Raw genomic sequence first — 12,315 nt, forward strand, 5'->3', positions numbered from 1 at the left:
ACTTTTCCTAAAATTTATGCTTGACCTTAAAGTTAACTTAAAGCTTAAAGTAAGGTCAACTTCACCTTCAACAAGAGAATGTAAAATGTCATCGAATGTCTTTACTCCGTTTACGTTACCCAACGGCAATACTATAAAAAACCGCCTTGCCAAAGCTGCAATGGAAGAAAACATGGCGCAAGCTAACCAGCTGCCAGGGCAGACATTGCGCACCCTATATCGCACTTGGGCTGAAGGTGGCGTGGGTTTAATCATTACTGGCAACGTGATGGTCGACCACATGGCCATGACCGGCCCAGGCGGCCTTGCATTAGAATCATCTACGCCATTGGCACCTTTTGCGGAATTAGCGAAAGAGGCTAAAAGGAACAACACTCGCTTATGGATGCAAATAAACCATCCGGGACGCCAAGTGTTTAAAAAAATGGGTGGAAAAGTACTTTCGCCGTCGGATGTTCCTTTGGATATGGGTAAACACTCAGGCTTATTCGGACAACCTAAATCGATGACCGACGATGAAATTAACGATGTGATAACACGCTTTGTAACAACTGCCAGGTTAGCTAAAAAAGCGGGTTACGATGGCGTGCAAATACACGCAGCTCACGGGTATTTATTGGCTCAGTTTTTATCACCACTTACCAATAAACGAAACGACAAATGGGGCGGCACGTTAGAAAACAGAGCGCGCCTTCTGCTTGAAATTGCGGAAAAAATACAACAACACTGTGGTAAAGACTTCGATATTGCTGTGAAACTCAATTCGGCTGATTTTCAACGAGGCGGATTCGATGTGCAAGACGCGCTTCAGGTAGTTAAGTTACTCGAAACACTGCAAATTGATATGATAGAGCTGTCTGGAGGAAGCTATGAATCTCCAGCAATGCAGGGGCGAACCGCAGACAATAGAACACTTTCTCGTGAGGCATATTTTCTTGAATTTGCCGCGCAAATAGCAAATGCGACAACACTTCCAATAATGACAACAGGCGGCATACGACGACTTCCCATTGCCGAAAGTGTAATTAACAGCGGCGTGCAAATGGTCGGTATCGCAAGTGCTTTGGCGATAACACCAAACCTTCCCAACCTTTGGCAAAGCGCGCCACTTCTAGAAGGTATAATTCCCATAGTAAGTTGGAAAGATAAAACGCTAGCAGGTTTGGCAACAATGGCGCAGGTGAAACGCCAGCTGCGCAGAATAGGCAGAGGAAAAAAGCCTGTTTCTAGCACCAGTCCAATGATCTCGTTGGTATTAGAGCAATTTAGGTCTGCCAAACTGACCAAACGTTACCGCCAGCAATATTCAAGCGAAGTTTCTGACAAATAGTGTGAAATACCCTTTGTCGCTATTTGCGCCAGTCACCGTCTAATGTAGTATTTCATCATAATTCGATGGCTGCTGCGCATTAACCATACCTTTGCACGTATGAGCAATGTGTTTGATAAGCGATTTTATTTTTAGTGCATATCTATATTGATATGCACCTGCTTCGAAGGGAAACTCAATGTTTGAATCAATCGCGCTTTTTGGTGGTACTCACGGTAATGAAACCAGTGGCATTCAGCTAATCAGAAATTGGCAACAATATGGAATGCCTGCGCGATTTAACACTTTAAATGTATCGCTAAATATTGCAAACGAAGCGGCACTCGCTGCCAATGTTCGTTTTGTTGAAGAAGACTTAAACCGACAGTTTACATTAGAACGCCTAGAAAGTTCAGCGTCTTCCAAAGAAGCAGTGCTCGCTAAATCAATAAACGAGACGTTCGGACCAAAAGGCCACTCACAGACAGACTTTGTCATTGATATCCATAACACTACTAGCGAAATGGGCGCTACCCTTATCATTCTTGAAGCCGATGAATTTCATACCCAATTGGCTCGATACGTTAAGCAGCAAATGCCAGAAGCGAATATTTTGGTGGAAGATGAGAAGCCTTATCTTGATCACGGCTATCTTTGCACAATAGGAAAAAAAGGTGTGATGATAGAAGTGGGTGGCCAGCCACAAGGCGTGTTGCGAGAAGATGTTTATCTGTTAACCCAGACTATGGCTGAAGCCATTTTGGATTTCTGTATGGCCTATAATAACGGTCAAATCGACGCTGAAACATTACCAAAGTGTGAAGCGTTTCGCTTAGGCGACAATGTGTCTTTTCCATTAAATGAAAATGGTCATCGCACCGCAATGATTCACCACGCATTGCAAGACAACGACTTCAAACCACTATTGCCAGGAATGCCTGTTTTTAGAACGTTTGAGGGTAAAGATATTTTGTGGGAAGGGAAGAAAGAGACTTACCCTCATTTCATCAATGAAGCTGCCTATTTCAAGCTGGATGTGGCATTTGCAACGTCTGAGCGCATTGAACTGTAGCCTGGGGGCACCAGACTCTGCTGATGAGCGGCCTAGGGTCTAAATAAGCACCTCCTCCTAATCGTGAGAAGTGGGAAAAGTATGAATAAACGCGACGCTGCTCTTTAGAGGTAGCGCATTTAATTCGACGCTTTAGCTAGACCCATGACGCGGCAAAGCATAAATAAAAAAAATGGCCACATTCAATGTGGCCATTTTTTATTGCTGTAATGCTTTAATAATTGGGACATTTGCCTCTGGAAAATCTGACGCTTTAAGTGCATCAACATTTACCCAGCGAGATTGCTGGCCCTCTTTGCCATGGGGTTCGCCAGTAAAATCATTCACGCGATGAACGTCTAGCTTAACTTGCTTATCGCCATAGTCGTGAGTAATCACTATCACAGGCTCACTATGGTTGACGTTAATGCCCACTTCTTCAGCAAGCTCTCGCTTTAATGCTTGAAGAACGGTTTCACCGCTTTCAACCTTCCCACCTGGAAATTCCCACTTCCCGCCTTGATGAACGTCATCAGGGCGAAGGGTTATGAAAATTTCATTGCCGCGGGCGATAACACCCACAGCTACATGTACTATTTTCATTACTTAAGCTTACCGTGGCATTGCTTATACTTTTTACCCGAACCACAAGGGCATGGGTCGTTACGGCCTACTTTAGCACCTTCGCGAACCTGTGGGCGTACCGCATCGCTCGCTGTTTCTGGCGCTGCATTTGCCTTTTCGTGTTCAAAGTTTTTAGGCACGTCATCGGCTTGACGACGCTGCTCTTCTACTTTTTGAACATCTTCTTCGGCTTGTACTTTAACGCGTGCAAGAATAGTAATTACTTCAACCTTTAAGGCTTCAAGCATTTGAGAGAACAACGCAAATGACTCTCGCTTATACTCTTGCTTAGGGTTTTTCTGAGCATAACCACGTAAGTGAATACCTTGGCGTAGGTGATCCATTGCCGCCAAGTGCTCTTTCCAATGGCTGTCCAGGTTTTGAAGCATCACTGCTTTTTCGAACTGACGTAATACCTGCTCGCCTACTACTGCCTCTTTTGCTTTATAAGCGTCGATCACTTCATTTAGAATTCGTTCACGAAGCTTTTCTTCATACAGTTTGTCGTCGTTTTCAAGCCACGTTTTAATAGGCATGTCTACCGCAAAGTCAGCACGCATACGCTCCTCTAAACCACTAACGTCCCACATTTCTTCAAGAGACTGTGGCGGAATGTATTCGTCAACAACGCTTGAAATAACGTCTTCACGAATAGCGGCAATAGTTTCGCTAATATCACCTTCATCTAGAAGCTCGTTACGCTGTTCGTAAATAACTTTACGCTGATCGTTAGCTACATCATCGTATTCAAGCAATTGCTTACGAATGTCGAAGTTGCGGCCTTCCACTTTGCGCTGCGCGTTTTCAATGGCGCGAGTAACCCATGGATGCTCAATGGCTTCACCACGCTCCATCCCCAAACGCTTCATCATGTTGCCCATTTTTTCAGAGGCAAAAATGCGCATAAGTGCATCGTCTAGCGACAGATAGAAACGGCTGGAACCCGGGTCACCTTGACGACCAGAACGGCCGCGAAGCTGGTTATCAATACGGCGAGACTCGTGACGCTCAGTACCAATGATATGTAGACCACCTGATGCAAGCACAGCGTCATGGCTTTCTTTCCATGCGGCTTTAATTTTTTCAATTTGTGCTTCTGTCGGATTTTCAACTTTTTCAACTTCAGCTTGCCAGTTACCACCTAGTACAATATCGGTACCACGACCGGCCATGTTAGTTGCAATGGTTACCGCTCCTGGCTTACCTGCCTGAGCAACGATATCTGCTTCGTGTTCGTGGAACTTAGCGTTAAGCACTTTATGAGGAATTTTCGACTTCTTAAGAATACGAGAAATTAGTTCTGAGTTCTCGATAGAAACCGTGCCCACAAGCGTAGGCTGACCGCGTTTAACGCATTCTTTGATGTCTTCAACAATGGCTTCGTATTTTTCCTCTGCCGTTAGGTAGATAAGGTCAGCCATGTCTTTACGTTGCATAGGACGGTTAGTTGGAATAACTACCGTTTCTAGGCCGTAAATGTGGTTAAATTCAAAGGCTTCTGTATCAGCAGTACCTGTCATACCCGCAAGTTTATTGTACAGACGGAAGTAATTCTGGAAGGTAATAGACGCTAGGGTTTGGTTTTCGTTTTGAATACGAACGCCTTCTTTCGCTTCTACAGCTTGGTGTAGACCTTCAGACCAGCGACGGCCTTCCATAGTACGACCTGTATGCTCATCAACAATAACAATTTGGTCTTCTTTAACAATGTAGTCTACGTCTTTAGCAAACAGCTTGTGAGCACGAAGCGCTGCATTAATGTGATGAAGTAATGAAATATTGCCCGCAGCAAACAGCGACTCACCTTCTGGCAACATGCCTTCTTGCTGAAGAATTTCTTCAACATGAATTTGGCCGCGCTCGGTTAAGTGAATTTGCTTGGCTTTAAGGTCAATAGTGTAATCGCCGTCACCTTCTTGGCCTTCTTCATCTTCTTTTTCTTGCTGAACAAGCTTAGGAATAATGGTGTTAATGCGGCGATAAAGCTCTGAACTATCTTCAGCTTGGCCAGAGATGATAAGAGGTGTACGGGCTTCATCGATAAGAATTGAGTCAACTTCATCCACCACCGCATAGTTAAGAGGACGTTGAACGCGATCTTGTGGGCTGAACGCCATGTTGTCGCGAAGATAGTCAAAACCAAACTCGTTGTTGGTACCGTAGGTTACGTCTGCTTGATAAGCTTCGCGTTTCTGCTGCGGCGACATGCCAGGCACGTTACAACCAACGCGCATGCCTAAGAAAGTAAATAACTGATTACTCCACTCTGCGTCACGGCGAGCAAGGTAGTCGTTTACGGTAACAACGTGAACACCTTTGCCTGATAAGGCATTAAGATAAGTTGGCAAGGTAGCAGTAAGAGTTTTACCTTCACCCGTACGCATTTCAGAAATTTTGCCTTGGTGAAGTACTTGCCCACCAAGCATCTGAACGTCGAAGTGACGCATGCCATATACGCGTTTACTTGCTTCACGTACCGTAGCGAACGCTTCAATAAGAATATTGTCTAGCGTTTCACCTTTTTCGATACGCGCTTTGAATTCGTCGGTTTTAGCCTTTAGCGCCTCATCAGAAAGCTTTTCAAATTCTGCTTCCAGTGCATTAATGGCATCTACGTTTTTACTTAATTTTTTTAATAATCGGTCGTTTCTACTTCCGAATACTTTTCGAAGGATGCTTGAAAACATTAGCTTTTTTATTCCACTACTTGTCGAGACGCCGCACAAAGTGCACAGCTAAATTAAACGTATAAAACACAATCGTAAACACGTTGCGTTTTGCGATGTTCTAAAATTATGCTTCAGCGCTTTTGATTGCCCTATATTGATAAGGCACCTTAAACGCGAATTACCTGGCTGCTACCTTTGCTACTTTCTGTAGACAAAAGGCAGAGGATCGACTTGTCTTCCGTTTCTTATTACTTCGTAGTGAACATGAGCACCCGTAGAGCGCCCGGTATTGCCCATTTTAGCGATTGTCTCTCCTTTCGTGACCACATCGCCTATTGAAACAGTGAGGGTGTCGTTGTGCCCGTAGCGGGTAACAAAGCCATCACCATGATCAATTTCTACTAGTTGGCCATAACCGTAGCGGTCACCTGCCCAGGTAACAATACCCGCGGCTGTTGCCACTACGTTCTCTCCTGCTTTACCTGCGAAATCTAGGCCTTTGTGCATAGTAGGTTCGCCAGTAAACGGATCGGCCCGCATACCATAATAAGAAGACAACCACCCTGACTCTATCGGACGACCAGATAATTGGCTCTGTTCGTGGATATGGTGACCCCTGACTAAACTTTCAAGCATAGACAGCTGTTGAGACTTCAAATCGAGTGACTGCTCAAGCTTGGCTATTTCATGAAGAATGGGATCGTCTTGGAGGTTATCCGGTATCGATACCGGTACGAAAGCGTCCAGGTCAGCCGCTGACATACCTAATTCTGTTGCGATTTGCTTACCTTTTTCATCAAGTAGCGACGCTTGCGCTGACAATTCTGCTACGTGAGAGAGTAAGGCTTGTAATTTTATTGTTGTTTGTTGTTTTAGCGCTTCAACGTCTTTTTGACGTTCATTAACTTCGGTTTGCGCTAGACGAACGCGCGCAATATCTTCTGACACCGACTCGGTTGAGCGGCTCGACACTAACATAAAAATAGACGAGAGCACCGTAGCGCTCACAAGCGTACGGACACTAATGCTATGCCTGTAGCGTTTATTTTTACCTGCTAGTGTAATTGTTAGTTTCATACCACGAAGAATGTTGCTTTTTCACGCCATTGCGAATGCGTTGTAAACCAGAGGCGATTACCTTTGGCCGTTTGTTTTTGTGTCACACGGGTGAAATTTATATTAATTATCCGGCTACTGTATCATTTATTTCAGTAATTGCCATACGAAAAAAAGCCGCCCGTAAGGCGGCTTTTTGAAAATCTTACGCTAATGCGGGCTGAGCATAACGAATAGGTGCTGTTTCCTGCGAGTCGTAGGTTACGAACTCCCAACACTCTTTTTGCGCTAACACAGCATTTAATAACTTGTTATTAAGGCCATGACCCGTTTTATAGGCGCGTAATTCACCAATTAAACTGTGACCGCCAAGGTATAAATCACCAATAGCATCCAAAATTTTATGCTTGAGGAATTCGTCATCGTAACGTAGCCCTTCTGGGTTTAGCACGCGGAACTCGTCAAGCGCAACGGCGTTTTCCATGCTGCCACCTAACGCTAAATTATTGGCATTCATGTACTCTAAGTCACGCATAAAACCGAAGGTACGTGCACGACTTACTTCGCTAACATACGAACATGAATCAAAATCCATTACCATATGCTGACGCGTTTGACTGATCACTGGGTGTTCAAAGTCAATTTGGAAGTCAACGCGGAAACCGTCATAAGGCACTAACTCGGCCCACTTGTCGCCATCTTCTACACGAACTGGCTTTTTAATACGAATAAACTGCTTAGGCGCGTTTAGCTCTTCGATACCGGCTGATTGAAGTAAGAATACGAACGGGCTAGCACTTCCGTCCATAATTGGCAGCTCGTTACTGTCCACTTCAACAATAATATTGTCGATACCTAAACCTGCAAGCGCAGACGCTAAATGTTCTACCGTTTGGATAGTTACACCGTCTTCGTTATTTAGGCACGTACACAGCATGGTATTACCTACGGCGTTTGCACGCGAAGGTATGTCAACATGTGGTTCAAGGTCAACACGCCTAAACACGATACCCGTGTTTGCTGGCGCAGGTCGGAGAGTCATTGTGACCTTTTCCCCTTTATGAAGCCCAATTCCGGTTTCTTGAACCGATTGCTTGATTGTACGTTGTCTAATCATCTGCTTAAGCTTTTACCTATTAAAAAAAGCGGGCGCGAATTATAGTGAGTTATTACTCACATGTCAAAAAACACCCTATCTGACCGATTTTACTCTGTCAGATTACGCATTTTTACCTATCGCTTCCCTCTCTGAGCGAATTTTTCACGTAGTATTTCTACTCCGATAAAAGTGAGACATCACAAACGCAAAATAATTCCCTTCGATTTCAGGCAGCTAAATTAGTCTGCCTGCTTGCGAAGAAACGCTGGAATATCCAGATATTCCAAATCGTTTTCTGGCTGTGCACTGTCGTCAGCTTTTAGCGCTTGGTTGCCTTCTGTACCACCTACCGCAGAACGAGGCTCACTTGACTGAGTGCTGCCGTATTCTTTCGCAGGTTGCGTCAGACGAGAACCTTCAGAGCTTACTAGTGAAATGTCAGGCTTACGCTCTGCGCCAATACCAGTTGCAACAACCGTCACGCGAAGCTCATCAGTCATTTCCATATCAATAACCGTACCAACAACCACTGTCGCGTTTTCTGATGCAAACGCTTTAACTGCGTTACCCACAGTTTCAAACTCATCAATGGCGAAGTCTGGGCCTGCTGTAATATTCACAAGAATACCGCGTGCGCCTGACAGATCGATATCTTCTAGTAACGGGCTAGCAATCGCAGACTCCGCAGCTTCTTCCGCACGGTCTGGACCACTTGCTGCGCCGCTTCCCATCATCGCTTTACCCATTTCAGACATAACGGTACGTACGTCTGCAAAGTCAACGTTGATAAGACCAGGGCGAGTAATTAGCTCGGCAATCCCCTGCACTGCGCCGCGTAATACGTCGTTGGCAGCACTAAAGGCTTGAAGAAGCGGTGTGCCTGGGCCCATTACTTTCAATAGTTTTTCGTTTGGAATAGTAATTAACGAGTCTACGTTGTTGGCTAGCTCGACAATACCTTGTTCAGCAAAAGAGGTACGCTTTTTACCTTCAAATGGGAATGGCTTAGTCACCACTGCTACTGTAAGAATACCCATTTCACGCGCAATTTTTGCAACTTCTGGCGCTGCGCCCGTACCTGTTCCACCGCCCATACCGGCTGTGATGAAAACCATGTCAGCACCGTCTAATGCTTGGCGAATGGTTTCTCTGTCTTCTTGCGCTGCCTCACGACCAATATTCGGATCAGCACCTGCACCTAACCCTTTCGTTACACTTGAGCCAATTTGAAGTGTAACGTCTGCACTTGAGCTACGAAGCACCTGTGCATCAGTGTTAACTGCGATAAATTCTACGCCTTCAATGCTTTGAGACACCATGTGCTCAACTGCATTGCCGCCGCCGCCACCGACACCGATGACTTTGATTACGGCTTCTTCGCCGTGACTATCCATTAATTCGAACATACTTACTCTCCGGTTGTACGTCTTTTAAACACTACGCCAGGTCATCCTGTTAGGCTAATTGCTTCCTGCTAGCCTTAATGCCGTAGCTATAGCGCCCCCAAATAAAATTAAAATTCACCTTTAAACCAGCTTTGCACCCGGTGAAATAAGCTTTCACCTGGTTTTTGCGTACTGGATTTCTTATTATCAGATTGTACTTTGCCATATTGCAGCAGCCCTACAACTGTCGCAAATCCGGCGTCATCAACGTATTCAGATAACCCTTTTACCTTGATGGGTTTGCCCACGCGCACGGGCATCTGGAAAAGTTCTTCGGCAAATTCTACTGCGCCTTCCATCTTAGCGGTTCCACCTGTAAGCACAAGGCCTGCAGCGATTTGCTCTTCCAGACCGCTGGCACGAATTTCATCATGTACCAGCTCAAAAAGCTCTTGATAGCGAGGCTCAATTACCTCAGCTAACGTATGGCGCGACATCACTCTGGCAGGGCGTCCACCCACGCTAGGTACTTCAATGCTGTCTTCCATACTTACCATATCTTTCAATGCACAGGCGTAATTCACCTTAATCTCTTCTGCATTGCTGATAGGTGTTCTAAATATTTTGGCAATATCACTGGTAATTTGATTACCCGCAACCGGTATCACCGCAGTATGACGAATGGCGCCATCCGTGAAGATCACCATATCCATGGTGCCGCCACCAATATCTACCACGCATACACCAAGCTCTCGCTCGTCGTCGGTTAACACCGCATAACTTGACGCCAACGCTGAAAAAATCAGTTGATCGGCATTAAGTTCGCAACGCTCTACACACTTCACCATGTTTTTTGCCATATCGTCGGCGCAGGTAATAATGTGAGCGTCTGCCTCCATTCTTACTCCTGACATGCCAATTGGATTTTTAATTCCCTCTTGCACATCAATAGTAAATTCTTGTGGTAACACATGAAGCAAACGACGCTCTGCTGCAATTGGCACACTACGCGCCGCATGAATAACGTTATCTACGTCTTCTTGTGTTACTTCTTGGTTGTTAATCGGCACCATGCCATTCTCATTTTGGCATTTTACGTGACGTCCCGAGATAGACATGAAAACTGAAGACACACGGCAATCTGCCATTAGCTCCATCTCGTTCACTGCACTTTGTACCGATTTAACTACCAAGTTCAAATCGTTAACGCCGCCCTTATCCATGCCTTTCGACGCATGGGTGCCCACGCCAACAATACTGATCTGATCATCTTCTAGTAATTCACCCACAACCGCCTTCACTTGGCTGGTGCCGATATCTAGCCCTACAATCAAATTGCGTTCAGCAGGTTTTGACATGGTTTCCTTAACTCTCTTCATCTGTGGTGCTGTCGTCTTTCCATCCAACGGCAACACCCGTGTCATAGCGAAGGTCGACGTATTTCACCGCCTTCTCTTGTTGCGCCAATAGCGGATATACATCAATAAAGCGCTGTAGCCTATCGATAAACTCTTGGCGTCCTAAATTCAATTTTATGCCGTTTTGCAACTGCACTTGCCACGCAAAACGTTCGCTTAACGACAACTCACTAAGCTTCATGTCGGTCGTAGCCATTAGCGCATGCATAGCGTTGTAACCTTCAAGGGCCGTTTTTTCGCTGCCGCCCGGGCCGTATAAGCGCGGTAAATCAAGCTTTATGCCTTCGTCGTTAAACGTATCCCCATAATGGTTTAACAATAAATCGTCATTCCACTGTGCAACGGGCTGTTGCTCAACCAAATAAATCTTTAACGTATTCGGCCACTTTTTTCTTACCGACGCGCGATAAACCCAAGGTTGCGCTTCAACAAGCTCAAACACTTCGTTGACATCAAGGGCAAAAAAGCTGCCAGGCTGCGCTTTGCGTATAAGCCGCTCTAGTTTTGTAATATCGACATGCTGATAATCACCAGAAAAATCGATAACCTGAACCGGCATCTGCTGTTCGTCCTGCAAATACTGGTTTGCTTTAAACCCGCCGAACACTAACCCAGCAATAACGAAAACTAAGAAGGCTACACCGCCCCATACTTCCGCTTTGCTTTTGCCGCCTCCTTTAGAGATGCGGTTGTTTTGGTTAGCATTAGTTTCAGCCACAATTACGCCTTGTTTGCAACGTCGTCAAAACTGGTAGAAAGAATACTCAATACCAGTTCATCAAATGTTAAGCCTGCAACTTTGGCCGCCTTTGGCACCAAACTCTTTTCAGTCATGCCAGGTACGGTGTTCGCCTCTAGCAAATAAAATTGCCTTTGGTTGTCCTGCATAACGTCAATTCTGCCCCAGCCGCTACCTGAAATAGCGTCAAAAGCACGCGATGCTAGTTTTGCTAGCTGTGCTTCTTGCTCTTCAGACAAACCGCTTGGGCAATAATATTCCGTTGTATTATCCTGATATTTCGCAGCATAATCGTAGAACGTATGTGGAGTAGACATGCGAATAGACGGCAACGCCTGTCCCTGCAATACAGAAACAGTGAATTCAGGGCCATCTATATACTGCTCTAACAGGACTTGATTATCGTATTTAAAGGCGTCCTGAATGGCAGTTTCGAGCTGTTTAGCGCTTGTCACTCTTGCCATGCCAATACTCGACCCTTCTCGGGCCGGTTTTACCATGACTTCATTCCCCAATTTATCCATTATAGCGCTGCACTTACCAGCTTCAAAGTGCCTTTTATCAGCAATTTCATATTTTGCAGTGGGTAGACCCAAACTTTGCCACACTTGCTTAGTATGAATTTTGTCCATTGCCAGTGCTGAACCTAAAACACGGCTTCCTGAATAAGGAATTTTCAACAGCTGAAGCGCACCCTGCATAGAGCCATCTTCACCGCCACGACCGTGCAGCATAATTAACGCTCGGTCAACGTTTAGCTCAAGAAGGTCTGTGAGTGGTCGCTCTGCTGGATCAAACGCAAAGGCATCTACGCCTTGTCTTATCAATGCATTCATTACAGCAGTACCAGAGTTAAGCGACACCTCACGTTCAGCTGAGTCACCGCCCAATAGCACCGCAACCTTGCCATATTCTTCAGGAGAATGCGTTTTTTGTGAGTGAATACTTACTGAAGGTTTATCCAT

General features: G+C 45.4%; 10 protein-coding genes. 2 read left to right on the forward strand and 8 right to left on the reverse strand.

Features of this window, described 5'->3' with window-relative positions; genetic code table 11:
- Positions 1-85 precede the first annotated feature (85 nt).
- Together ACHUFN_RS05935 and ACHUFN_RS05940 are read left to right on the forward strand one after the other, a co-directional pair.
- Positions 86-1,330 carry an NADH:flavin oxidoreductase/NADH oxidase family protein gene (locus ACHUFN_RS05935; protein WP_394221386.1) on the forward strand — a complete coding sequence of 415 codons (1,245 nt, stop codon included), beginning with the start codon at positions 86-88 and terminating at the stop codon, positions 1,328-1,330.
- Between the two features lie 178 nt (positions 1,331-1,508).
- Positions 1,509-2,381, forward strand: coding sequence for an aspartoacylase (locus ACHUFN_RS05940; RefSeq protein WP_394221387.1), 873 nt, complete (start codon positions 1,509-1,511; stop codon positions 2,379-2,381).
- Positions 2,382-2,579: 198 nt separating this feature from the next.
- Here ACHUFN_RS05940 and mutT read toward each other — a convergent pair whose 3' ends face one another.
- From mutT to ACHUFN_RS05980, 8 genes are all read right to left on the reverse strand, one after another.
- Positions 2,580-2,963 carry an 8-oxo-dGTP diphosphatase MutT gene (mutT, locus tag ACHUFN_RS05945; RefSeq protein ID WP_394221388.1) on the reverse strand — a complete coding sequence of 128 codons (384 nt, stop codon included), beginning with the start codon at positions 2,961-2,963 and terminating at the stop codon, positions 2,580-2,582.
- Complete coding sequence (gene secA / locus ACHUFN_RS05950) at positions 2,963-5,671, reverse strand: preprotein translocase subunit SecA (RefSeq protein ID WP_394221389.1); 2,709 nt, start codon at positions 5,669-5,671, stop codon at positions 2,963-2,965. Before secA ends, mutT begins: the two co-directional genes overlap by 1 nt.
- A gap of 180 nt (positions 5,672-5,851) precedes the next feature.
- Positions 5,852-6,730 carry a M23 family metallopeptidase gene (locus ACHUFN_RS05955; RefSeq protein WP_394221390.1) on the reverse strand — a complete coding sequence of 293 codons (879 nt, stop codon included), beginning with the start codon at positions 6,728-6,730 and terminating at the stop codon, positions 5,852-5,854.
- Between the two features lie 184 nt (positions 6,731-6,914).
- On the reverse strand, positions 6,915-7,826 hold the full coding sequence (gene lpxC / locus ACHUFN_RS05960) for a UDP-3-O-acyl-N-acetylglucosamine deacetylase (RefSeq protein ID WP_394221391.1): 912 nt from the start codon (positions 7,824-7,826) through the stop codon (positions 6,915-6,917).
- Positions 7,827-8,047: 221 nt separating this feature from the next.
- On the reverse strand, positions 8,048-9,214 hold the full coding sequence (gene ftsZ, locus ACHUFN_RS05965; RefSeq protein WP_394221392.1) for a cell division protein FtsZ: 1,167 nt from the start codon (positions 9,212-9,214) through the stop codon (positions 8,048-8,050).
- 107 nt (positions 9,215-9,321) lie between these two features.
- Positions 9,322-10,551 (reverse strand): cell division protein FtsA, encoded by a 1,230-nt coding sequence (gene ftsA, locus ACHUFN_RS05970; RefSeq protein WP_394221393.1) that lies wholly within the window; start codon positions 10,549-10,551, stop codon positions 9,322-9,324.
- Positions 10,552-10,558: 7 nt separating this feature from the next.
- Entirely contained in the window at positions 10,559-11,329 is a 771-nt protein-coding gene (locus ACHUFN_RS05975; protein WP_394221394.1) for a cell division protein FtsQ/DivIB, read from the reverse strand.
- 2 nt (positions 11,330-11,331) lie between these two features.
- Complete coding sequence (locus ACHUFN_RS05980; RefSeq protein ID WP_394221395.1) at positions 11,332-12,315, reverse strand: D-alanine--D-alanine ligase; 984 nt, start codon at positions 12,313-12,315, stop codon at positions 11,332-11,334.

It is taken from the genome of Alteromonas gracilis (assembly GCF_043642145.1).
Lineage (GTDB): Bacteria > Pseudomonadota > Gammaproteobacteria > Enterobacterales > Alteromonadaceae > Alteromonas > Alteromonas gracilis_B.

Coding starts and splice junctions, on each gene's coding strand:
- ftsZ (WP_394221392.1), bottom strand. CDS start 9,214: ATGTTCGAATTAATGGATAGTCACGGCGAAGAAGCCGTAATCAAAGTC.
- ACHUFN_RS05940 (WP_394221387.1), top strand. CDS start 1,509: ATGTTTGAATCAATCGCGCTTTTTGGTGGTACTCACGGTAATGAAACC.
- lpxC (WP_394221391.1), bottom strand. CDS start 7,826: ATGATTAGACAACGTACAATCAAGCAATCGGTTCAAGAAACCGGAATT.
- ACHUFN_RS05980 (WP_394221395.1), bottom strand. CDS start 12,315: ATGGATAAACCTTCAGTAAGTATTCACTCACAAAAAACGCATTCTCCT.
- ftsA (WP_394221393.1), bottom strand. CDS start 10,551: ATGTCAAAACCTGCTGAACGCAATTTGATTGTAGGGCTAGATATCGGC.
- ACHUFN_RS05955 (WP_394221390.1), bottom strand. CDS start 6,730: ATGAAACTAACAATTACACTAGCAGGTAAAAATAAACGCTACAGGCAT.
- mutT (WP_394221388.1), bottom strand. CDS start 2,963: ATGAAAATAGTACATGTAGCTGTGGGTGTTATCGCCCGCGGCAATGAA.
- ACHUFN_RS05935 (WP_394221386.1), top strand. CDS start 86: ATGTCATCGAATGTCTTTACTCCGTTTACGTTACCCAACGGCAATACT.
- secA (WP_394221389.1), bottom strand. CDS start 5,671: ATGTTTTCAAGCATCCTTCGAAAAGTATTCGGAAGTAGAAACGACCGA.